The sequence below is a fragment of the Paenibacillus sp. G34 genome (assembly GCF_056856875.1).
In genome coordinates this window covers 361,838-384,770 of sequence record NZ_CM166469.1, presented here as the reverse complement: position 1 = coordinate 384,770, position 22,933 = coordinate 361,838, and the positions used below count along the sequence as shown (strand labels likewise).

19 protein-coding genes are annotated in these 22,933 nt (G+C 48.1%); 3 read left to right on the top strand and 16 right to left on the bottom strand.

The window, feature by feature from the left end; genetic code table 11:
• Window positions 1–664 precede the first annotated feature (664 nt).
• From nagZ to AC1VYS_RS01820, 7 genes are all read right to left on the bottom strand, one after another.
• Entirely contained in the window at window positions 665–2,359 is a 1,695-nt protein-coding gene (gene nagZ / locus AC1VYS_RS01850) for a beta-N-acetylhexosaminidase (RefSeq protein WP_482912748.1), read from the bottom strand.
• A 231-nt stretch (window positions 2,360–2,590) separates the two neighbouring features.
• Complete coding sequence (locus AC1VYS_RS01845) at window positions 2,591–3,760, bottom strand: exo-beta-N-acetylmuramidase NamZ family protein (protein ID WP_482912747.1); 1,170 nt, start codon at window positions 3,758–3,760, stop codon at window positions 2,591–2,593.
• Window positions 3,757–4,473: a hypothetical protein gene (locus tag AC1VYS_RS01840; protein ID WP_482912746.1), complete on the bottom strand. Its 717-nt coding sequence runs from the start codon at window positions 4,471–4,473 to the stop codon at window positions 3,757–3,759. The genes AC1VYS_RS01845 and AC1VYS_RS01840 overlap by 4 nt, the downstream gene beginning before the upstream one ends.
• 77 nt (window positions 4,474–4,550) lie before the next feature.
• Entirely contained in the window at window positions 4,551–5,660 is a 1,110-nt protein-coding gene (locus tag AC1VYS_RS01835; RefSeq protein WP_482912745.1) for an ABC transporter ATP-binding protein, read from the bottom strand.
• Window positions 5,661–5,758: 98 nt separating this feature from the next.
• Window positions 5,759–6,592: a carbohydrate ABC transporter permease gene (locus AC1VYS_RS01830; protein ID WP_482912744.1), complete on the bottom strand. Its 834-nt coding sequence runs from the start codon at window positions 6,590–6,592 to the stop codon at window positions 5,759–5,761.
• 67 nt (window positions 6,593–6,659) lie between these two features.
• Entirely contained in the window at window positions 6,660–7,580 is a 921-nt protein-coding gene (locus tag AC1VYS_RS01825; RefSeq protein ID WP_482912743.1) for a carbohydrate ABC transporter permease, read from the bottom strand.
• 67 nt (window positions 7,581–7,647) lie between these two features.
• The gene (locus AC1VYS_RS01820; protein WP_482912742.1) at window positions 7,648–9,000 is read right to left on the bottom strand and encodes an ABC transporter substrate-binding protein; all 1,353 of its coding nucleotides are present in this window, start codon (window positions 8,998–9,000) and stop codon (window positions 7,648–7,650) included.
• 450 nt (window positions 9,001–9,450) lie between these two features.
• On the opposite strand from AC1VYS_RS01820, the gene AC1VYS_RS01815 reads away from it, so the two are divergent.
• Window positions 9,451–10,416: an N-acetylglucosamine kinase gene (locus AC1VYS_RS01815; RefSeq protein ID WP_482912741.1), complete on the top strand. Its 966-nt coding sequence runs from the start codon at window positions 9,451–9,453 to the stop codon at window positions 10,414–10,416.
• Window positions 10,417–10,442: 26 nt separating this feature from the next.
• The gene (murQ, locus tag AC1VYS_RS01810; protein WP_482912740.1) at window positions 10,443–11,348 is read left to right on the top strand and encodes an N-acetylmuramic acid 6-phosphate etherase; all 906 of its coding nucleotides are present in this window, start codon (window positions 10,443–10,445) and stop codon (window positions 11,346–11,348) included.
• A gap of 475 nt (window positions 11,349–11,823) precedes the next feature.
• On the opposite strand, the gene AC1VYS_RS01805 is transcribed toward murQ, so the two are convergent.
• The 5 genes from AC1VYS_RS01805 to AC1VYS_RS01785 form a co-directional block, all read right to left on the bottom strand.
• Window positions 11,824–12,663 (bottom strand): MurR/RpiR family transcriptional regulator, encoded by an 840-nt coding sequence (locus AC1VYS_RS01805; RefSeq protein ID WP_482914882.1) that lies wholly within the window; start codon window positions 12,661–12,663, stop codon window positions 11,824–11,826.
• 109 nt (window positions 12,664–12,772) lie between these two features.
• On the bottom strand, window positions 12,773–14,017 hold the full coding sequence (locus AC1VYS_RS01800) for an anhydro-N-acetylmuramic acid kinase (protein WP_482912739.1): 1,245 nt from the start codon (window positions 14,015–14,017) through the stop codon (window positions 12,773–12,775).
• A gap of 184 nt (window positions 14,018–14,201) precedes the next feature.
• Complete coding sequence (locus tag AC1VYS_RS01795) at window positions 14,202–14,858, bottom strand: GAP family protein (protein ID WP_482912738.1); 657 nt, start codon at window positions 14,856–14,858, stop codon at window positions 14,202–14,204.
• Window positions 14,855–15,607 (bottom strand): MerR family transcriptional regulator, encoded by a 753-nt coding sequence (locus tag AC1VYS_RS01790; RefSeq protein WP_482914881.1) that lies wholly within the window; start codon window positions 15,605–15,607, stop codon window positions 14,855–14,857. The genes AC1VYS_RS01795 and AC1VYS_RS01790 overlap by 4 nt, the downstream gene beginning before the upstream one ends.
• Window positions 15,608–15,649: 42 nt before the next feature.
• Entirely contained in the window at window positions 15,650–15,808 is a 159-nt protein-coding gene (locus AC1VYS_RS01785) for a hypothetical protein (protein ID WP_167375708.1), read from the bottom strand.
• A 185-nt stretch (window positions 15,809–15,993) separates the two neighbouring features.
• Here AC1VYS_RS01785 and AC1VYS_RS01780 point away from each other — a divergent pair, with 185 nt between their 5' ends.
• A complete protein-coding gene (locus tag AC1VYS_RS01780) occupies window positions 15,994–16,659 on the top strand; it encodes a DUF4097 family beta strand repeat-containing protein (protein ID WP_482912737.1) in 666 nt (221 codons plus the stop codon).
• Between the two features lie 168 nt (window positions 16,660–16,827).
• Here the strand turns inward: AC1VYS_RS01780 and AC1VYS_RS01775 are convergent, their stop codons facing one another.
• From AC1VYS_RS01775 to AC1VYS_RS01760, 4 genes are all read right to left on the bottom strand, one after another.
• The gene (locus tag AC1VYS_RS01775) at window positions 16,828–18,402 is read right to left on the bottom strand and encodes an MBL fold metallo-hydrolase (protein WP_482912736.1); all 1,575 of its coding nucleotides are present in this window, start codon (window positions 18,400–18,402) and stop codon (window positions 16,828–16,830) included.
• Window positions 18,399–19,997: an ABC transporter permease gene (locus AC1VYS_RS01770; protein WP_482914880.1), complete on the bottom strand. Its 1,599-nt coding sequence runs from the start codon at window positions 19,995–19,997 to the stop codon at window positions 18,399–18,401. Before AC1VYS_RS01770 ends, AC1VYS_RS01775 begins: the two co-directional genes overlap by 4 nt.
• A 370-nt stretch (window positions 19,998–20,367) precedes the next feature.
• Window positions 20,368–21,444 (bottom strand): ABC transporter substrate-binding protein, encoded by a 1,077-nt coding sequence (locus AC1VYS_RS01765; protein WP_482912735.1) that lies wholly within the window; start codon window positions 21,442–21,444, stop codon window positions 20,368–20,370.
• 142 nt (window positions 21,445–21,586) lie between these two features.
• Window positions 21,587–22,651, bottom strand: a complete 1,065-nt coding sequence (locus AC1VYS_RS01760; RefSeq protein ID WP_482912734.1) for an ABC transporter ATP-binding protein — start codon at window positions 22,649–22,651, stop codon at window positions 21,587–21,589.
• Between the last annotated feature and the right edge of the window lie 282 nt (window positions 22,652–22,933).

Sequence of the window (22,933 nt, the reverse complement as noted above, 5' to 3'; positions counted from 1 at the left end):
TTTGAGGTTTTGAGGTTTTGGGGTTTTGGGGTTTTGGGGTTTTGGGGTTTTGGGGTTTTGGGGTTTTGGGGTTTTGGGGCTTCGAGGTTTTGGGGCTTCGAGGTTTTGGGGCTTCGAGGTTTTGGGGCTTCGAGGTTTTGGGGCTTCGAGGTTTAAAATTCGGTTGGGGTGTGATGCGTTAGTTGAGGTTTTAAAGTTTGGTGAGGTTTCGAAAGTGGAGACTGGATTAAAATCGTCCCATCCCCCCTTATTTATTCTAACGATCACAGATGAGCTTATTTAAGCGATAAAGAGCCTTCGAGAATTGTAACGATCACCAGTAACCTTATTTCGCTAAAAACACATGATCAACGCCCATGATCACGTCAATTTCTCAAAATAAGCTCTCCTGAGATCGTTAGAAAATAAAAACGTGTAAAATAGCCCAAATAGCGTCTCTGGAGATCGTTAGATTTTAGAATCCACCATCATTATCGGGGGGCGCTAAAATTAGATAAGGTTTTCATGATCAAGCCCTCTATACGTGCAATAATGTGAATAATAATCTAACACAAAGGGACGAAGCAATGAGCTTCGTCCCTTTGTTATTTTGTAGCCACCTACTCAAGTCCAAACTACCATACTCTCCGAATTCTCGTTATCGCGGGCATTCGGTCACTTCAACCTAACCGACTTCCAGCGAGACGGGAAGTTTGCCCTCGAATGGAATTAGGCCAAGCATTGCTTTCGCTACACTACTCATGGCGAGAGGTCGGCTCTCATACGCTGCAATATACGTCTGTACATCGGGAAGTTTCAGCAGATCGTATGGACTGCGGAGTGCGGCTACAGCCAAAGGTTTGCCAAGTTGTTGAAGCCAGCCGATTAATCGACATTGCGGGTCACCGGAAAGGCTGCCTGCGTTATATGTGCCAATCACAATTTGTTTAATATCCTCCGCTTCGGCAGCCTGAAGCAGACGAGCGGAGGATATAGCAACTTCATCCGCTGGCACGGTCCAATCCACGACTTCCAGACCTTGGGCAGACAAAGCCGCTCCGAGTGTTGCTGCACCGACCAGCTGTTCATCCGCGATACTTGTCACTTCTGCTGCAACAGTGATCACGAGTGTTCGCTCTCTTTTTAGCGGTAGCATATGTCGGGTATCCCTGACTCGTGTAATGCTCTTCTCACTAATCCGCTGAGCCACCTTCTGATGTATCGGATCATTACGCCGAAACGTTACAGTTGATGAGGCTACAGCACTTCTATGCTCTGTAACGGAGTCTGAGCTCAATGTATTCATCAGCTCCACATCGGCCACATCGTTTTCCATGTCAAGCACCCCACGCTTTGCTTTAAACATCAACAGACGTGTAACCGACTCGTTAATCCGGCGCTCGCTGATCCGTCCGCTATCTACTGCATGTATCAATGCGTCAAAAGCTTCCATCTGCAACTGTCCCGTGTGACTGATCAGCACAATATCCGCTCCCGCTTCCACCGCCATTACCGCTGCATCGACTGTGCCATAATGAACCGCGATGGCATTCATCTCCATGCAATCCGTCACAATCATGCCTTCATACCCAAGCTCCTTTCGCAGCAATCCGGTTAATACCGAATGGGATAACGTGACGGGAAGTCGCGCTGACTCCAATGCCGGAAAATAAATATGAGCAGACATCATGGCATCCACGCCTTCCGCTATTGATACACGAAACGGTGCAAGCTCCACCTGATTGACCCTTGCCCTGTCATGAGTGATTACAGGAAGGTCGAGGTGAGAATCGGTATCCGTATCGCCATGACCAGGGAAATGTTTGGCCGTCGCAGCGATATCCGCACTTTGTAATCCCGCAATGGTTGCTGCACCGAATTCGGCTACCTTTTCCGCCGATTCCCCAAATGACCGCACACCGATAACTGGATTGTTCGCATTGTTATTCACATCGAGAACAGGGGCAAAGTTCATATTAATACCCATCGATCGTAGTTCCATTCCACTAATGCGAGCTGCCTCATAAGCATCTTGCACCGATCCGGCCGCTGCAATGGCCATCTGTCCAGGCATCAGCGCGATCCCCTCTGTAATTCGGGCCACCATGCCGCCTTCCTGGTCAATGGCGATCCAGAGAGGGACATTACCACTCCCTAGCGCAATGTTCTGCAAACCACCGGATAGCCGCTCTACCTGCTCAGGCGAAACGACATTCCTTGCAAAATAAATGATGCCGCCAATCGGGTAACGTTGAAGCAATGTTTCTACCGCTCCCTCCGGCTCTGTTCCATGAAATCCACATAACAGCATCTGTCCTATTTTGTCACGCAAACTCATCTGCCCAAGTCTCTGCTTCACCCTGTCCTTCATGCTCTGCATACCATGCCCTCCTCCCATGAACATCCACCCTTCACCTCAAGCGGGGTCATACTTGTCTATGCTCTCATTTTACTTTTCCCGCGCTCTCCCTGTACTCTCCTGTGCTCTCTTATGCTAATCTCTGTACATGCTCATCTATAATTTCATACCTTTCATTATCCTTTCATCTCTGCTCTGTTCCTGTATCCCTGTTCAATTTCATACATCTCTACATGTCGAAATCCTATTCCTCTATTCGTATATCAAAAAAGGATTCTGTCGTTCCCGCCACATTTGCTCCTGCTCACGCCAAAGTGCCATTAGATCGGATAAGCGTTCACTGTCATCAATGACGTCACGAACCTCTGCACCCCCAGTAAGCAAATCAATAAAATATCTGGAGCCTTCACGCGGAGGTTCAAGCCACTCAAACTGCTCGGAATATCCCGCAGCGATCTCATGCAAAAGCAGCAAACCGGTTTCCACCGAACGAAATTCCGTTTCATCCGTAACAAAAATCCGCACACCCCCGCACAGCTCACCTGCGTGTTTCGAAAAGGCTGGTGTCATATACACCGGGTGAAAATGAACCCCACGCAATCTATGCTTCTGCATGGCATCTGCTAACTGTTCACCGTTGATCCACGGAGCACCAATCCATTCAAATGGCCTGGTTGTACCTCGACCCTCTGACACGTTGGTGCCTTCAAACAGGCAGGTTCCAGCATACGCACGCACAGTATCCACGGTTGGCATGTTGGGTGATGGCATCATCCAGGGTAGGCCAGTTTCTGCAAAACTCATCCTGCGCTGCCAACCTTTCATGGCAATCACTTCCAATGAACAGGGTTTGGAATGCTCGGCATTGACGAGCAAGGCCAGCTCACCAATCGTCATGCCCGTACGAATTGGTGTGGTCCAGGCACCCACGAAGGATTCGAATCCCTGCTGTAGCAAACCGCCCTCCACCTCCATACCGCCAAGCGGATTAGGCCGATCCAGTACCAGCAACTGTTTTCCTGCTTCGCCGCACGCCTCTATCATCTGGAATAACGTTGAAGCGTACGTATAATACCGCACACCCACATCCTGAATATCAAAAAGGATCGTATCCACCTCGGCCAGCATGGAGGGTAGCGGCTTTTTGTGTGTACCATACAAGCTATATACCGGTATGCCATAACGGGGATGCACTGAATCTGCAAAAGGAACACCTGCCTGCAGCTCTCCGTTCAGTCCATGCTCACACGCGAAGAGTGCCATAAGCCGGGTATCTGCGAGACCAGCACAAACATCCACCGTAGACACAAAGTCTGCCGTCATCCCTGTCGGATTCGTCACCAAGCCAATGCGTGCATCACCGGATAACCAGGGATGAGCGCTTCCCTCCGCTAGCACATCCGCTCCCGTTTTCACACTCATGATACATGACCTTCGCTCAGCCACCCTGTCTGCTGATGATCGTTCCCACTGGATGACGAGATCGATTCTTCCTCAGGCTCGATCAGATTAAGTGTAGCTTTATGCTGATAGATGGCAAACATACCTGCAAATAATGCCCCGAACCCTACAACCGTTAGCATAAGTAACGCTGTAAGCAATACAATCTGAAAACAGGCTGCTACCGTATAACCCGGATAACGAAAAAACAGCTTCACACTCTCACCCATTGCCTGAAGAGTGCCCATTCCCTTTTGCAGAATGAGCTGCCAGGTGTAGAACTGTGAAATGAGTGCCAGAATGACAAAGAACGTCTGAAACATCCCTACCGCTATGCCCGCCATACTGCCACGTCCGCCATAATACCACCAGGTTGACCAGAGGATGAAACCGAGTAGTGCAAACAGCAGCCCTGTCACCCCTCCTGGAAGCAGTCCCTTCAACGTACCTTCCCATAGATCAGTCAGTCCATTGCGGCGCTCTTTCCGCTCCAGTCGATGATGTACCGCATAGCAGACACCAAACAAGATTGGCATGTAGATGATAGCTAACAGCAGCACAGCTACCGGTATCGGTGCAAACATCAGGATCGGAACGAGCAGTAAGGAGCCCCCGGCACTGTACAATGCTACAGAAATAATATCCCGGTAGATCTCCACCCCTGACTTAACCAGCACTTCACTCAGTTTACGCATAGGTATTCTCCCCTCTGTGATTACTACAAGCTGTTATTCGTAAAGAGCGTGATTCTGATGCTTATCACAATCGATTCCTAGTGGTGACCAATCGCTATCTCCGTCTCCGGGTCAAAGAAGTGTGCTTTGCGCATATCCAGTACAAAAGTTTTGTCCATACCTACGTAAGCATGAGTCTCGGGATGAACCTTGGCCGTTACAGTTCGGTTCCCCAGATGGAAGTAGAGCAGATTTTCCGACCCGAGGTGCTCTACTACATCTACACGTGCCTGTAACGTGTGATCCTTCGGGACATTAAATGCGGCATCGTCACCAAAAATATGTTCTGGACGCAGTCCAAGAATGACTCGTTTGCCCTGATATTCGCTTAATCGTTGTAGGACATCAGCCGGCAGCGTGAAAGCTGCACCTTCCACCTTTATTTGTGTGCCTTCAATGTGAGCATCGATGAAGTTCATGGCAGGTGAGCCGATAAATCCGGCTACAAACATATTGCGCGGACTGGCATATAACTCCTTCGGTGAGGCAACCTGCTGAATGTCCCCATGATTCATCACGACGATCCGCTCCCCAAGTGTCATCGCCTCCACTTGGTCATGCGTAACATATACGATCGTTGCACCAAGCCTTTTATGCAGCTCACCCAGCTCTACGCGCATCTGCACACGCAGTTTCGCATCCAGATTCGAGAGCGGCTCATCGAATAGAAAGACTTGTGGATCACGCACAATCGCCCGCCCTACAGCGACACGCTGACGCTGTCCTCCAGACAACTCACGCGGCTTACGCTCCAGCATAGCTTCCAAACCCAAGATCGATGCAGCGTTCTGTACTTGCTCGTCAATATAGGACTTCGGTTTCTTGAGGTTTTTCAGTCCAAAGGACAGATTCTCCCGAATGGTCATGTGCGGATACAATGCATAATCCTGAAAGACCATGGCGATATCACGGTCCTTGGGATGCAGATCATTCACGATCCGATCCCCGATAACGATATCCCCGCTGGTTTGTTTTTCAAGCCCTGCGATCATGCGCAGTGAGGTTGTTTTACCGCAGCCGGAAGGACCGACAAACACGACAAATTCCTTATCCTCTATAACAAAGTCCGAACCGGCGACTGCCGTGAACGTTCCTTTATGGTCGTCTTTGAACTCTTTACGCACTTGGCGAAACTCCACGCGTGCCATAGGTGATCCCCCTTTACATTGTCACTTTCCCAGAACGGAATGCATTCAGACTTGCGATCCGCAAACCCAATCCCAAGGTCCACGTTCAATCATCATATTTACCCCTTCACCGCACCAATCGTAATCCCCTGCAGGAAATAACGCTGAAGTGAAAAGAACAGAATAATCATCGGCAATGCGCCTATTGTAGCTCCTGCCATCATGGCACCGAAGTCAGTAGATTCAGCAAAAACAAATGAAGCCAGTCCAACCTGAATCGTACGCATTTCATTGGAATTGGTGATCAGGAAGGGCCAGAAAAATTCGTTCCAAGACGCGACAAAGGTGAAAATTGCAAGCACCGCAATCCCCGGTTTAGCCATCGGCAGAATAACCTTCCAGAAGATACCGAACTCACTACAGGCATCGATTCGGGCCGCATGGATCAGCGATGTTGGCAAGGTGGACATAAACTGTTTCATCAGAAAGATATTGCCCACACTGACCGCTGCTGGCAGAATAATGGCCGTATACGTATCTCCGAGATCAAATACGTTGACCATCAGAATATAAAGCGGAATCAATGTTACCTGCGCAGGAATCATCATCGTTCCAAGCAATACCCAGAATACAGCCTGACTGCCCGGGAATTTCAGTTTAGCGAATGCATATCCCGCCAGCGAGGCAAAGAAAACATTGGTCACCGTCAAAATAACAGAGATCAGCAGCGAGTTATAGAGCCAGCGCCATGCATCCGTTTTGGCAAAAAAGCGTTCATACGGCGACATCGACAACTGCTCTGGAATCATCTGAGGTTTAAACGAAGCCGACATCGTTGTATCCTGCACGGATCCTACCAGCATCCAATACATTGGAATGATGGTAACCAGTGCCCAACCAGCCAATAGTACAGATGCAATCACAAGCAGCATCTTTTTTCGTGTTGAATTCATACGTTGCATTCACCCCCGGATGCCTAATGAAAGCCATATTTAACACGTAATCCTTTTTACTTCATCTTTAATACTCGATATCACTGGCGAAATATTTGAATTGCATAACGGAGATGACAATAATGATGAGTGCCAGCACAAAAGATTGTGCCGAAGCCAGTCCGAACTCGTAGAACTTGAAGGCTGTCTCATAGATTAAATATGCAATGGTTGTCGTCGCAAAGTTCGGCCCGCCTTGAGTCATCAGATACACGGAGATAAACACCTGAAATGACGTAATTACACCCGTGACGAGCAGATACAGTGTGGTTGGTTTCAAAAGAGGCCACGTAATTTTGCTAAACTGCGTCCATCCGCTTGCATGATCGATATCGGCAGCCTCATACAGCGATTTCGGGATGCCGCCCATAGCTGCAAGATACAGAATGATGCCTGCACCGTGAGATCCAAGCCAGTTCATCAGAATGAGGGAAAAGAGTGCGGTACCCGACTGCCCTAGCCAGATCACCGGGTCAAGACCAAATAAATGGAGGAATCGATTGAGCAGTCCCGAATCTGTCGGGTCAAAAATGGCGAGCCACACGATCGAGATCGTCACTCCCGATGCTACCGCAGGCAGATAAAGTGTGGCCTTGAAGAACGTTTGCCATTTGCTTTTCATCTGGAAGATAAAATACGAGAGCACAAATGTAATCAGGATGTTGACGGGTACTGTCCCAAGTGTGAAAATGACGGTGTTTTTAATCGACTTCCAGAAAGTTTCATCCTTCACCAGACGTTCGTAATTGTCCAGTCCCACCCACGTAGAATTCATGATGTTGTATTTCTGAAAGCTCATAACAAGTGCTGTTAGTACGGGGTACAGTGTAAAAACGAGAAATAGCAGGACAGGCGCCAAAATAAACAAATACGCCCACCCGTAATCTCGCCAGAACCGGACAACCCGGGAATGCCGGGGTGCAGGTTCCGGCGCAAGGGCGGTCTGCATGGCGAATCCTCCTCTCCGAATCAATCTGTTGTTGCTTGATGATGAGATGGTTTCAACTTATTGCCCGTTATTGCCCAAACATCTGTTGCCCTTTGCCTTTGAAATCTTCTGCAATCTGCTCAGGTGTTTTCTCACCGGAGAAGAGAGCTTGAATATTAGGTTTCACGACCTGTTCCTTGAACTGTTTCTGCTGTGAAGCCTTGTCGATATCCAGCTTGAGCACGACCGGCATTGCAATGTGTTTCGCCATTTCTTTGGCTGCATCCAAGTTGACCTGCTGCCCTAGCTCCTTGCCTTTGAACAGATCAGCTTGAGACTGTCTTACAAAAGGAAGCGCCAGCTCATTAGCTGAGTTACCTGCTTTGGCACCACTTAGTGCCTCCATTACGAGGAACGTATTTTGAGCATGTTGTTCGCCCTTATCCTTCTTCTGTTTAAAGGCCACATACCCTTCGCCACCCATCGTCGTTGCCGCAGGCTGATTGTCATTGTGCGGTACAGGCAGCAATACAAAATCAATCTTTTCTCCCTGCACCTTGCCTGCATCAATATCTTTGTTACGGTTCTGAATCATAACGTCGTAATAAGGAATCGCCTTCGAGATGATTGCCGTTTCACCCGCATAGAACATGTCTGTCCGCTTCGCCGGGGCAAGTGCTGCCGTTTCTTTCGGCATATATCCCTGATCCATCAGATTTTTAATAAAAGAGAGCGTGTCCAGAATGCGCCCATCGTTCCACTGGAATTTCCCGCTTTCGTCCAGCACATCAATCATGCCATTGTTGCGGGATAACATTTCGATAAAATCAAGAGAAGTACCATCTGTTACCAGTGAATATTGTTTACTTCCGTTCTCGAGTGTTTTCGTTAACTTGGCAGCCGCTTCGTTAAACTCTGACCAGGTCCAGCCGTTTTTTTGGATCGCCTGCCAGTCAATGCCGGCTTCTTCGAGAATGCGTTTGTTACCACCCCAAGCCCACTGGAATTGATAGAGAGGCAGTCCGTACTGTTTTCCTTGAATCTGACCAAGCTCCAGCGTACCAGGCAAATAGTCATCTTTGATCTCAGGTATCAGGTAACGATCCAGCTCCAGAGCGAGTCCGGTATTCACATATGTACCGTCCACACTATGGAAGTATAGATCTGGCGGATTCCCCGCATTTAATGCAACATCAAATTTCTTGGGGCCCTCAGCCCAGGAGAGCAATTCTGTTTTAACGGTGATATTCGGGTGTTCCTTATTGAAATCGGTAATCAAGTCCTTCAATTCATCCTCATACGTGCCATGTACCGGGTAAGTCCACACCGTTACAGTGTCATTTGCACCCGGATCATTCGATGCCGCTCCGCCGCTGTTGCCACAGGCAGTAATCCAGACCATCATTAACACCATTGCCAAAACAAGACCCTTCCTCTTCATATCCTTCATCCCCTTTTGCATATCGTCTTCTCGCGTCCCATGCCCCTTGTCATGATGCCTTGCCGATGAAGCTTTTTGATGGTGCGTCTTGATGATGTTTTCTAGCGATTCTTACTGAGTAATTCGTAACAATGCTCTTCTGGTGCCTTCTGGTGCTTCTTGCATCTTGCATTCCCTTACCGTTTCCTCACAGTTAGCGTGCAACCCGGAATCTGCACCTCCTTAGAGATCGACCTGTTGAAAAAGTCTGATCATACCGAATGTAACATATACGTTAGTTTTATTAACATGGATCGTATTGAATCTTCCTAAATTGCTGATTGAATTCATTATATGAGCTGTAAAATAAAAATTCAACAATAATTTTTATTATAAAATTTAATTTTACTTTTTTGAATTCAGCCTCTATACTATGAAAAAAAGAAAATAAACCCTACCGAGGTGAGCACGTTGCGAGTATACGCAGGAATTGATGGAGGCGGTACCAAAACTGATGCAGCAATCATTTCTGAATCCGGGGACATTCTGGCAACAGCCCGTGGCGGTGCAACAAACCCACATAGTGTATCGCCTCAAGAAGCCGTAATGGAGTTACTACGTATATTGGATCTTCTATTTTCATCTAATATAAATTTTTTATTAAATTGTGAAATTATCTGCCTAGGTATGTCAGGTATATCCGAAAGCCAAGAGCGGCAATGGATTACTTCCCACGTACAGGACTATATGAAAAACAAGAAAAATACGTTGGACTCTAATAGTAACTCATGTGCTGTTTGGGTTGTTTCAGAGGGAGAAATCGCACTGATGGCCTCTCTCGGGCAACCTCACGGTCTGCTCTCTATTTCAGGAACTGGCTCTATCGTCTATGGCATTACACCGGAAGGGGAAGTATGCCGGGCAGGGGGATGGGGACATCTGCTCGGTGATGAAGGGAGTGGTTACCGAATTGGCCAGCGAACCCTGCAAGCGGTGATGCAGAGCTACGATGGCGTTCTACCGCCAACCGCACTGACGTTACTTGTGCAGCAAGAACTCCATGTGAAGCATGCGCCGGACCTGAAGCAGCTTGTCTACCAGCCCGATTGGACCAAATCGAATACAGCTTCCATCGCTCGCCTGACGATAGAGGCTGCTTACGCAGGAGATGAGGCAGCACGTGTACTTCTAATAGATGAGGCTCGCCAACTGGCGGAAACAGCCAAAGCACTCATCAGGCAACGCGTATCCTTTCGCACTGCTCCTATGGCACTTTCCGGGTCCATATTCCGCAATTCTCCCCTATTTCGGGATACCTTTGTGCAACAGCTTGCCGAAATGTATGAATCACAGCAGATCGTCTGTCTGGAAGATGCTCCTGCTCCGGCAGTGGGTGCAGCCCTGCTGGCAAGACAGAAATGCCATTTGGCAGAATGATGTTAACAAAAAAGGAGGGCTTACGGATGAATCATACACTTAACTCTTTAGTGACAGAACAGCCTAACCCGCACACAGATCATATCGATCAGCTGCCTTCGGCAGAGATCATGGAATTAATCAATCGCGAGGATCGCCAGATCGGTGAGCTTATTCAGCCACTGATTCCAGTCATTGCCCAAGCAGCTGACCATATTGTCGTCAGTTTTCAATCTGGTGGAAGATTGTTTTATGTGGGCGCAGGCACAAGTGGCCGACTCGGTATTCTGGACGCATCGGAGTGCCCGCCTACTTATGGCACTCCTTCTTCCATGGTACAGGGTATTATCGCCGGCGGATTTCGAGCGGTTAAAGACCCGGTGGAAGGTGCGGAAGATAGTGAAGAGGCCGGAGCCATTGACCTGCAGCAGCACGGACTCCATCCGAACGACATTATCGTTGGCATTGCAGCCAGTGGGCGTACCCCATATGTTCTCGGGGCGATGAAATATGCTCGTCAGATCGGTGCTGTAGTGATAAGTTTGAGTAACAATGCGGATACACCTATGAGCACACTATCAGATGTAAGCATTGAAGCAGTTATGGGGCCGGAAGTGGTGATGGGATCAACCCGAATGAAAGCAGGTACCGCCCAGAAAATGATTTTGAACATGCTGACAACCACGGCAATGATCCGTCTGGGTAAGGTATATCGTAATTTCATGGTGGATCTCAATCCATCAAATGAAAAGCTTGTGCATCGTGCGAAACGAATGATCCAGCTTGCGACCGGGGCGAAGGAAAACGAAATCGAACATGCCTTTACCGCAGCCGATGGACATGTCAAAACAGCCATCGTCATGCTGATGGCTGATGTTGACGCAACGGAAGCCGCGCGCAGACTGGAGCTTTCGGACGGTTTTGTTCGCCATGCCATTAAAGGCTCAGATTAATCGCGACGGGTACCCCACATCAGGCCCCTGGCCACCTGCCTGCCTTCTGCCTAATGGAGCATCGATAAAGAGCAAGTGCTTATATTCGAGAAGCAGAAACAACAAGTCTTTTGAGGGTTATAAGCGTGCTTTCTGGGCGCTAATATAGGTTATAACATGGTGAGAGAAGCCCTGCCGACAGGCGGGCTTTCTCTTGTTTTATTTTTCCCGATGTACATCAGGACGTGTCTACTAACTCTGAAGAAAGCAGATTTTGCCGAATTTTCGTTCCAAGCAAGGAAGTTCCACGCAGGCTTGCCGGGGCAGTCTAGGGGAAGTGACCTAGCAGGGGGGCAAAGGGGGGTAAAAGATGCGATTCAGTGGGTTTCAAGATACACCCTAGTACTTTCTCATCAAAAAAACCCCTGATGCATGTGATTGCAAGGGATTTCCTTAGGAAATATGCTGCTGTTATCCATTCATTCTAGCCCAGGACTCACTTGTGTTCCAAAATAGCCTGTCTGCTCTTCTCCAGATACTGCACCGACTGATTATAATCCCGGCTGGCAATAGCCAAATAAAGAATATCAATGACGTTAAGCTGTGCAATGCGTGAAGAGGTAGCTCCACTGCGAATATCGCTCTCCATCGACGTAATCATAAGAGGAACATCCGCAAGACTGCTCAGCGTGTTACTGCCCCACTTGGTAATACTGATCGTTCCTGCACCACCTTCACGAGCATGCTTCAGGCAGGAAATGACATTGGAGGTCTCGCCTGAATAAGAGATACAGACCACAACATCGTCCTCACGCAACGTCGTCGCAGATGAAATCTGCATATGTGGATCGGCGAACGAAAAGCTGGTTCGGTTAATCCGCATGAACTTGTAATGTGCATCCAGTGCGATCAGATTAGACGCCCCCACGCCGTAGAAAAAAATGCGATTTGCTTCATTCAGCATGTTCACCGCCTGCTCTACAAGCCTTGGTTCCAAAATATGAACCGTGTCCTTGATCGATTGAATATTGTTTGTAGACACATGCTGAATAATACTCTCCATCGAGTCCTGAGGACGAATCTCCGTATATTGATACTGCTCATTGGTCTGTAAATCCCCGGCAATTTTGAGCTTAAGCTCCTGAAACCCTGTTACACCAAGTGATTTGCACAGACGGATAATGGCGGCCGGACTGCCTCCACTTCGTTCAGACAGTTGCGCAACGGACGACTGCACTGTCTCCTGGGGATGTTCCAGAATGTAAGCTCCAATCTTTCGTTCTGACGGAGTCAGATCATCCAGCAATGCGCGTAAACGTACAAGTCCACCTTTCATACCTTCCATCCGCTCCTCCTTTCCGTACTGTCATCTTGTACAAGCATTCTATCTTATATTTATTGCCACGTCTAATTGGAGAACAGCTTACCTTACAATTCAATGGCCACTATAGCGTTAGATGTCCTGAAATAACGGCATGTGCCGCACCTGTTACATGAGGAAGTGTATTTGTTCTGCCCATCAAGGTCTCATGTCCAAGCAGTGCAAATCCCATCGCTTCCCTGGCATCATCCGGAACACCATAATCTGCTGTACGCTCCAAGCGTATCGATTCAGGCAGTCTTTGGCGAATCATCTTCATTAGAGTGTCATTAGAAGTACCACCGCCGCAGGTAAGCATTGCCGAGATTGATGTCTTGGGCAACACAAAATCTTCAACAGCCCGCACAATTGTTTCTGCTGTAAGCCAAGTTGCGGAGGCTAACAGATCTTCCAGTGACAGATCCTGCAATGCCGCAAATTTCATAAGTCGCTTGGCATAATCTGCACCATAAACTTCACGTCCGGTACTCTTGGGGGGTTGGCGACGGAAGTACTCATCATTCAAGCAGTAGGCCACCAGCTCGGGGTGCATGGTTCCCTTCGCTGCTATACTCCCGTTCGGATCGTAATGCTGTTTCCCTTCGGTAGCATGACGAACCAGTGCATCTATCACCATATTCCCTGGGCCTGTGTCGAAAGCCGAAACCTCCGCCTCGGATGATCCTGCCGGAAGAACAGTCACATTGCCGATCCCGCCGATGTTCTGCACCAGACGTCCTTCCGTAGCACTACGGAACATTAATGCATCCGCATAGGGAGTGAGCGGAGCACCTTCCCCGCCTGCCGCCATATCCCGAGCACGCAGATTGCCGATAACCGGCAGTCCCGTTCGCTCACTCACTACAGCACATTCACCAATCTGCAGTGTGGAGATTACTTTCAGATTGCCGTTACCAGACGGGCTTGGAAACGCAGAAGGAACAGGTGCATGCCAGATTGTCTGCCCATGCATGCTGATTACATCGACTTGTCCGCTGGAGACTCCAGCGGATTGCAGTAGCTCCTGAACACTCTGTGCGTACCATTCGGATACACCAAAATGGGCTGTTGTCAGTTCATCTACTCGAGCTGTTTCGGGAGAACATAAGCGAATCAACCTCTCTCTGAGCTCATTCGTATATGGCGTACAGACAAAATCAATGAGATCAAGCCGTTGCATTGCTCCGCTCTCATCGGTTTGAATATGTACCAGTGCTGCATCCGTTCCATCCAGCGATGTGCCAGACATCAATCCAATCACCAGGTGCTCCCGTTTAGAACGGTACTTTGCCCACATCGGGTAACTGCTGATATCTCCTCGTGTGTCCATACGTATGCCAACCTCCCTAGACCGGATGCTCCACCTGCCCCGTCCTGTCCATATTTCAATCAGTATATGACATAAAATTTTACAAGTCAATTATATTATGAAATTTAATTACACTCTCATATACTTCTTTTATCTCGCACTCCATATTTCTTATATCTGTTCTTTCTACTACATAGACGAAACGCTACAAATAATCGAGTACGTTGAAAATAAGAATAAGTCCAGCTATGCACATAACCCACGAGAGCATAGAATGTTCAACCAACTTACGATGCAACTTCTCCACGTGGTATTGAATGAATGACCCGATCCAAATGTACAGCAGATAGATCAGCACAGACGGCATAATCATCAAAATATTGTAACTGATTAGTATCGGCAACCATTCCAACCATGAAAGCCCCTTACTTGTCATGAGACCTATTGCACCGAAATATGGTAAGGCTGTGCCTGCTTCCAGCAAAAACGTTGTAGACCCCATTAAGACTACTCCCACAGTACCAGTAGAGCGTAAAGAATGGATTCGATTATTTTTTCGAGAATTGGGTTTAATCCAGAAGCTCACCACAAACAACAACGCACCAATGATAAATATCGACCAACTTGCAATCTTGTTATGGAAAAAGGAACTCAAATAATCTTGTACAAACTCCATCGCCAGCATGAGTATACAGCCAAGGAGAAAGTATAATACCGCAACGGTCAGCAAATACACAGCCAATCGCGAACCGAATTGTCTTTGCCCCAACGCCATCAAATAGACGGTTATCCCCAGAATTGTTGGGCTTAACATATCCAGAAATGCGAGACCTCCAACATAGAGCAACATTTCAGCATTCATTCAGCTGTTCCACCTTCGTTGGTTATAAAAATGCCATAGGCCGCCTCCATATAATCTAAAAGTTCAGGCTCCAAGGGGTAGAAGCCAAGCTCTTCGGAAACTTCAGCCGATTTCCTCGCCTCCCATAGTTTGTTTAAAAAATCATCCTGCCCTGCAAAGTCCTCTCGTTGCTTCTCCATCATTCGCCTGATAATGTTCTGTACTTTCTCATGTGTAGGCGGTTCATGCATATAACTCTTAAGCTGCCCAAGCAGTGCAATCCACTCCAGCGAATGGGGATCGTTTGCACGCATCCGCGGTAACTTCCGCCACATCTTCATTTCATCATGACTAAATAATTCCTCTCTTAAAGAAGGCCGCTTGGCCACATTGGGTTTGGAGAGTTGAATCAGCTTTTCGATCGCTTCATGCTGATCTCCCTGCTCCAGCACTAAGCTGTGCAACATCTCCCTGATCGAGACCTCCATCGATTTCAGCCGTTGTTGCTCTTCTACAATGTAATCCAGCTGACTACGCAAAGAATGCTCCCAATTCCAAGACGCATCCGATAACATCTCCTGGATATCTTTGAGCGCATAACCCAAATCTTTGAGAAACTGAATCTGCTGAAGCTTCTTTAGATCGTTCTCTACATACAAACGGTGACCACCCTCTGTCTTAGAGGATGGCTTTAAAAGACCGATTGAATCATAATACCGCAGTGTTCTTACAGTAATATCCGTCTTACGTGCAAGTTCATTAATATGAATATACAGCGTTCATTCACCTCCCAGGCATCCTGTACAATTCGCTCAGGTATCTTTGTTTTTCTGTTCTCCAGACCACACATATTTCAGAAGATAACCAGCACCCAACCCGATTAATACACCTGGAAATACATAATCCATGGTTAGTCCGATGCCTGCCCCGATGATAACACAACTGTATATGAGGACATCTCCAGTTTTCATGTTCACACCTCCTTCTATTTGCAAAATAAGACCTTTTTGACTTGAAACTATTATATAAAATGACGTAACGTTAGCTTCAACTCCTAATCATTATGCAAAAATAACTTGATCCTTACGTAACGTCATCTCGTACGATGAATGAACACACCCTGTTCCTAATCCATTTCTTATTACGAGGTGATTTAATGAAAAAAGTTTGGCCTGTATGGCTTTGTATGCTTCTCATTCTGGTATCCTGCAATCCGCCTCATGCCCCTTTTAAAGACAATCAGACCATGCCGCTTGGTACAGCTAAAGTCATTTCTATTAATAACGGTAGTACTCCCGTAACCATAGAAACCGTATCCGGCCTTGATTCGTTGGAAGTGTCAAGCACTGCTCCCGATCGTAAACCTGCTTTCACAATAGAACGAAGCCAACAACACATTCGAATCGCAGCCAATAATCATCTGTTCCGCATCTTTAACTTGGCCAACAAGCCCGTCATGGTCGTCAAAATCCCTCTACATTATGAGGGGAGCGTGCAGATCAACAGTTCGTCCGGAACCGTAAACATTATTCGGCCTCAGAATAGTCTGATAGTGGATGGAACTAGCGGCTCCATTGAACTGACCGCTGACCGTATTGTTTCAGATATTCGCCTTGCCTCCACCAGTGGTAAGATATCGCTAAGGATCGCGGAGCCTGTACCTGATGTAAGTTGGACACTCGAGTCCCGTAGCGGAAGGCGTTCTTTTGCTCTTGAATGGCAGCAGATGAACGAAAATAAACATATATCACAAGGGGTTACAGGTCAGGGAACACATCAAGTACACGTGATAACTCGATCAGGTAATATTCAGGTTCAATAAATAGAGCAGGCTATACCCCTTAGAACAGACACATCCCCAGGAAATTGAAAAATGAATGGATTAGCCATATGACAAAAAAGGCACACAAGGTGCCTTTTTGGCTGTTCAAGCTATTCTTTGTCCGTATCCTTTTCGAAATCAAAACTGAGGTGATCGTTAAGCTCTCCTTCAAAAGATTAACTCATCCCCTGGAGATAACAGGTCAATATCCGTACCCGATCGAGATTGTCCAACGAGCAATCCCTGTCTTAGCCGCTCAGTCTCTGCAATATCGGTATGAACCAGCACGTTGTGCCGTGCAGAGACCCGGTTCAACATCCGCTCCACATCATTCCATCCTTGATGAACCTTGTATCGGACCTTTTCCACCCTGCATGTGCCGTATTGCTCCGGATTGTCGAGCAATTGATGTGAGAATGTACCGGCAGAAGTATGTCCCGTGAGCAAAATCAGATTTTGCATCTCGGGTGCCCACATTCCGTAATACCAGCGTGCGAGTGAAGACTGCATCATGCCATCCGGAATGAACCAGAGCGAAGCTTCAAATTTTTCAAGCAAATTTGTCCGTTCTTCAGACGTACTCACTCTTTCCCAGCCTTCTCCGCTCAGAAATGTTGCAATCCTATGAGCAGGCACCCTTTCCGTGACCTCACCTTCCCGCTCTCTAAGCCAAAAAGATGCACGGTGCAACTGCTTCATGCCCTCTACAAGCTTCTGCTCCACAATCAACGGTACACCTGCAAAACGTTGTTGTGCCCACAAGATCAGTTCCTGTCCTCGGCCAACCGCAGGCATAGGCAAGAGAACCTTTCCGCCTTGATGAAGAGCATTCTGAATAACACTTTCCAGCTGTTGCAACTTGTCTGCCTGTATATCACGATCTGTTCCATAGGCCGCATCGATAATAGCCAAATCCAGCCTGAGGATAGGTAGCTTATGCTCGTCTGCTTTTCGGTCTATATGTTGATCTTTCTGTTGATCTTTTTGTTGATCGTTGTACTGGTCTTTGTGTGGGTATTTGTGTGCCGCCACCTGCATTTGCGCTTCCAAAGGAGCGTACTTCACGGCTTGCCTGCTACTCGTAACGGATGCTTTGCTGGACAAAGATAATCGTTGCGCTCCACCTACTACAGAAGCAACGGGCATGACCTCGTTCAGTCTTTGCCTCTTCAGATCAGCCTGCCTGAATCCGTCAGCTACATCATCTGCCTGTAGTAGCATAGACTCCAACGTGTAATCGCCAGAGTACAGTATTCGCTTGTCTTCCATCTCCAGCCCGAACCAGACTGATCCAGCCAAATGTCCACTGCGCCCCCACATGACTGATACACCAGGTAACAATTCAAACCAGTACTCACGCTCAGCCTCATCCTCTAAAAATCGATAGCGAATCCGGTTTTCATCTGCTTCATCATAGGGTAAGGATTGACCCGCACGTTCCATACTGTTACGCCAAGATCGAAAATAAGTTGTTAACTGCTCTTTTGTCTCGTGTGTTGTCCACACTTCCCCCGTATACCCCAGCTTGTAGAGCAGCGGGATGGCAACGGAGTGATCCTCATGGGCATGGGATAATAAAACGGCATCCAGTTGTGGCACAACCTCCGGTTCGATGAGCGGATATTCGCCTTTTCCTTCTTTTTTCACACCACAATCCAACAACAGTCGATAACGGCTTCCACTAAGCAAATAGGCGGAACGTCCGTGCTCGCCCGCACCGCCCCATACGTTCAGTTTGATCATGAAGCATTCCACTTTCTCTTTGAATTCAGCATCTCGATCCCCAGCAACATCAGCACCGTCATCCCAACGGTTACTACAGCCATTGCCATCCCGAGCGATACCTGACCCTGTTCAAACTGTGCAAAAATATACGTCGCCGACGTCTGCATCGACGGCGGAAGAATAAGCAGCGAGCCGACCAGTTCCCTCGTTGCGATCGTAAAGGTCATCATCCAGCCTGCCAGCATGCCGGGCAGGATCAGCGGAACAAGGATGCGCCGCAGAATGTACAGTGGCTTGCCTCCGAACACCTGCCCCGCCTGAAACAACGTGCCGTCAATCTGGGTAAAACTTGATTTTACATATTGCACGGTGTACGGCAGGAACAGCACAACATAGGTGAGCACCACCATACCGTATGTGTTGTATAACGTCACGGGCATCCACGGGGAGTTCCAGAACAGAATTAGACCGACCACCATAACAATGCCTGGCACGGTGTTTGGCAGTAGACTGAATAGGTCGATGACCCGTTGCATAAATGAAGACGACTTGCCAATCGCTAGCGCAAATCCCGTGCCAATGATCACTGCCACCGTAGAAGCTGCCAGCGATAATCCCAGACTGTTTCCGATCGCTTTCATGCTCACCGAGCCCCAGGATAATAGCTCCCGGTAGTGCTCCAGTGTCAGATTATCCAGAGCCAGACCTGCTCCGCGCAGCTTCATCGTGGACGCTGCAATAATCGAAAAGTACGGAATGCCGATCGACAGTATCAACAATATCGCCAGATATGCACCGCATAACCACCCCGCCCAGCCCCGCAAGGAGTAGCGCTTCGAGCGTTGTCCTTTACCACCCACGAGACGATATGTGAATTTTCGGCTGATCGCCGACTGCATGTACCACATCACCAGACAGACGGACAGCAGCACCGATGCCAGTGAAGTCGCCTTACCGAAGTCAATCGGCCAGCTGGAGATATATTTGTGAATCTCGGAAGTCATCACATAATAACCGATTTTGCGCCCGAAGGTCGCGGGTGTACCGAACTCCGCAATCGTTTTGACGAAAACCAGCATGATTCCCATCCCGTAAGACGACAGCAACAAGGGTAAAATAATACGTCTGAATCGGTATCCCGCACGTGCACCATGTACGGCTCCCGCTTCTTCCAAATTGCCGCCGATACGAATCAGTGCATCCCGCAGCAACAAATAGAGGAAGGGGAACAAGTGCAGACTCATGATCATCACCATGCCCCAGAAACTGAAGAACAGCTCTGTCCAGTTCGCAGAGGAGGGCACCCATTGCTGAAGGTATCCCCCTTTTTGCATAAACAGAATCCATCCCATCGAGCCGATATACGGCGGGGTCATGAACGGAATCATCAGGATGACATCCACCCAGCGATGCTCTCCCATCCGGGTCTTGGACATCATCCAAGCGAGTGGTAACGCCAGTAGCGTTGTCATCGCCACCACGCAGATGCCCAGCCACACGGAATTCAGCAACACACCGGATAGATGATGCCCGGTAATTGTACGAATCGGAGCCATCCAGTCCCACTGCCCGTTCGGGTACACACTTTGCCAGAAGATCAGCAAAAGCGGCATGCCAATGCTGATTGTCAGCAGAAAGAGGGCCAACACCACGCCCACTCTCCGAAAAATACGGTTGTTATCTGTTACAACAGGTTTCACTACGCTCACCTCACATGACTTTCCACGTTAAGACAGCAGCCTCTCCTGTTGTCTACCGTTTCTGTATTTGTTCTTCCATAAGCTGAATAAAGATAATTTTTACTCACACTCCGATGACAGAATAACCTTCCAATCGCTGTTATCCCCAGATTTTTTGATTCCCTTTATTAAAGGGAAAATCCGGTGATAAAGGCGAACGCTTCGCTTCTCCAGGTTTTTTCTGTCCTCTCCGTTCTTTAAAAAATCTCATTAGCCAGCTTATCCATAGCACTCATGCGTTCACTTATTTAAAAGTTTCGGAAAAACGTGCTGCGGTTTCATCACCATGCTCGCTCATCCAGTTCCAATCCACTTTCAGTTGCGGAATATCCTTCACATTGGCACGGTTGGTTGCTTCGATATCTTCACGTCCTGGAATCAGGTAAGCATCTGTAACCAGCTTCTGTGTTTCATCCGACAACAGATAGTCGATAAATGCTTTGGCATTCTCTACGTTAGGGCTGGATTTCAGAATGGCCGCCGGTCTTGGGCTAATCACGGTACCCTCTTCAGGGTAAACGATATCCAGTGGTTCTCCTTTGGCTTTGGCAGAATAGGCCATGTAGTCGACGCCTGCTGCCACAATGCTTTTCGCACCCGTAATTACCGGGTCAAGAGCTTCCTGGTTCGCTCCTGCCATCGCTACACCATTTGCTTTATAGGCGTTCAGCAGATCCCATCCTTTTTCCCCATTGGCACTCAAGTAACCCGTGATAAAATCAAGTGCAGAGCCGGACAAGGTTGGATCAGGAATGTTCACGGCATCCTTCCATGTCGGTGTTGCCAGGTCAGCCCAGCTCTTCGGCGGTGTAGTCACCAGTTTGCTGTTATACACGATCCCCAGTGCCGATGCACTGCTGCTAAAATAGTTACCTTCTGCATCCGACCAATCCTTGTTCAGCTTGTCCGCATTAGCCGCTTCCGGGTAAGGCAGGGTGAGTCCATCCGCCTTCAACGCTTGTGCCGAAGGCAACGATGCCAGAATAACCACGTCTGCAACCGGATTCGCTTTCTCTGCCTCCATACGAGCCAGAATTTTGCCTGTCGTGCCTTGGAACATCTCCACTTCAATGCCTGTCTTCGCTGTAAATCCACTCACGATATTGTCTGCCAGCTTCTGTGGCCCTGCACTGTACAATACCAGTTTGCCGCCTGCTGTTTTGTTCGGCGCTTCCGCTGCCGCTGCTGCATTTCCTTCCCCTGCGGGCTGTGTTGCGTTTCCAGTTGTTGTGTTCCCCGTGCTGCATCCAAATAAACTTAGACTCATCACTGCTGTTAATAAAAGCGTTGCACTCTTTTTACGTGTTTGCTTACCGAACATGTTTATGCCATCTCCCTTAGATTCGTATTAGAAAAGCCACTACTGTTTGTTCTATTTTCTATATCTTCTGTTCTATTTTCTTATCACTTATATCTGCACTTGAACGTATCACTTAGCACTTGGTTCACTTTGGCGATACCCTCTAGTTGGCGGCGGCAATGATTTCTCTCTGTTGTTTCCCACCCGGATTCGGATTCACATGGTGTGTATCCATCCCATAATGGCTATCCTGTTGCTGCTGATCCTGCATCCGGCAGATTCGTTCTGGTGATACATAGAGCTGCACTTTCTCTCCAACGCGTAATCTGTGATTCGCATATGCCGTCCACATGCCCAGTCCTTCCATCTGCACACGCACCTCGTAGCGTTCTCCCACATAGCTGACGCTGAGGATGATTCCGGGGTAACCCAGATCATCGTGGCTTGTTTTGTTCCAGGTGACATGTTCCGGACGAACCATAGATTCATTCGGCGTGAGCCAGTTGGACTTTCCGATAAACGAAGCGACATACGGGTCACTTGGCGCGGAGTAGATCGTTTCCGGGGTACCTTTTTGCAAAATCTCCCCCTTCTGCATCACCACGATTTCATCCGACATCGACATGGCCTCAATCTGATCATGCGTCACATACAGCGCAGTCAGTCCCATATCGCGTACTAGTGACATCATCTCAATGCGCATCTCTTCCCGAAGCACTGCATCTAGTGCACTGAGTGGCTCATCAAACAGAATGACACCCGGCTTCACAGCTACCGCTCTGGCAAAAGCAACCCGCTGCTGCTGTCCACCCGACAGCTGATGAGGATACCGCTCCTCCATGCCTTGCAGGCGAACCATGCCAAGTGCTTCATTCACTTTTTGCCGCAGATCAGACTTGTATTTGCCTGCTCTCAACCCAAAAGCTACATTTTCATATACCGTCATATGCGGCCATAATGCAAAATCCTGAAACACCATGCCCAGATTACGCTTGTGTGTCGGTGTATCGATCCGCTTTGTCGCCGAGTAGATGTACTCCCCATCCGCACGAATCTCGCCCGCATCCGGCTGTTCCAGCCCGGCGATCATACGAAGCAAAGTCGTTTTGCCACAGCCCGAAGGGCCAAGCAAGGTGGTGAATTTCCCGTGTTCAAGCGTCAGATCGGTGGGCAATAGTGCAGGCGTTTGATGAAATGATTTTTGAATTCCTGTTAACTCCAGTTTCATAAGCACCCCTGCCTGTCCTCTTTACTAAACTTTTTTTGCGCATCCCTTGGACTACTCTCTTGTTTTAATCTGTTATTGTGTTTCTCTGTTATTTCGATTTCTTCTGTTGCTTTTGGTTTTAGCTTATCTCGTTTATGTTGCTCTGTTTGAGCTTATCCCCTTTATACTGCTCTTGTACTGTTCTCAGTCTAACGCCCGCCTTCGAGAGTTGTTTGTTATGTTTGTAAAATGAGAATTAACTTTTTAGATGAATTCTGTTGATCTTCATAGATTAAATCTATA

Bases quoted from the DNA above. Each gene is read 5' to 3' on its own strand.
- AC1VYS_RS01795 (WP_482912738.1), bottom strand. From the start codon at position 14,858: ATGAATGCTGAAATGTTGCTCTATGTTGGAGGTCTCGCATTTCTGGAT.
- AC1VYS_RS01775 (WP_482912736.1), bottom strand. From the start codon at position 18,402: ATGATCAAACTGAACGTATGGGGCGGTGCGGGCGAGCACGGACGTTCC.
- AC1VYS_RS01770 (WP_482914880.1), bottom strand. From the start codon at position 19,997: ATGCCGCTTTTGCTGATCTTCTGGCAAAGTGTGTACCCGAACGGGCAG.
- AC1VYS_RS01780 (WP_482912737.1), top strand. From the start codon at position 15,994: ATGAAAAAAGTTTGGCCTGTATGGCTTTGTATGCTTCTCATTCTGGTA.
- AC1VYS_RS01830 (WP_482912744.1), bottom strand. From the start codon at position 6,592: ATGAATTCAACACGAAAAAAGATGCTGCTTGTGATTGCATCTGTACTA.
- AC1VYS_RS01805 (WP_482914882.1), bottom strand. From the start codon at position 12,663: ATGAAAGGTGGACTTGTACGTTTACGCGCATTGCTGGATGATCTGACT.
- AC1VYS_RS01765 (WP_482912735.1), bottom strand. From the start codon at position 21,444: ATGTTCGGTAAGCAAACACGTAAAAAGAGTGCAACGCTTTTATTAACA.
- AC1VYS_RS01840 (WP_482912746.1), bottom strand. From the start codon at position 4,473: ATGCGTAAACTGAGTGAAGTGCTGGTTAAGTCAGGGGTGGAGATCTAC.
- AC1VYS_RS01845 (WP_482912747.1), bottom strand. From the start codon at position 3,760: ATGAGTGTGAAAACGGGAGCGGATGTGCTAGCGGAGGGAAGCGCTCAT.
- nagZ (WP_482912748.1), bottom strand. From the start codon at position 2,359: ATGCAGAGCATGAAGGACAGGGTGAAGCAGAGACTTGGGCAGATGAGT.
- AC1VYS_RS01825 (WP_482912743.1), bottom strand. From the start codon at position 7,580: ATGCAGACCGCCCTTGCGCCGGAACCTGCACCCCGGCATTCCCGGGTT.
- AC1VYS_RS01800 (WP_482912739.1), bottom strand. From the start codon at position 14,017: ATGGACACACGAGGAGATATCAGCAGTTACCCGATGTGGGCAAAGTAC.
- AC1VYS_RS01760 (WP_482912734.1), bottom strand. From the start codon at position 22,651: ATGAAACTGGAGTTAACAGGAATTCAAAAATCATTTCATCAAACGCCT.
- AC1VYS_RS01785 (WP_167375708.1), bottom strand. From the start codon at position 15,808: ATGAAAACTGGAGATGTCCTCATATACAGTTGTGTTATCATCGGGGCA.
- AC1VYS_RS01835 (WP_482912745.1), bottom strand. From the start codon at position 5,660: ATGGCACGCGTGGAGTTTCGCCAAGTGCGTAAAGAGTTCAAAGACGAC.
- AC1VYS_RS01820 (WP_482912742.1), bottom strand. From the start codon at position 9,000: ATGAAGAGGAAGGGTCTTGTTTTGGCAATGGTGTTAATGATGGTCTGG.
- murQ (WP_482912740.1), top strand. From the start codon at position 10,443: ATGAATCATACACTTAACTCTTTAGTGACAGAACAGCCTAACCCGCAC.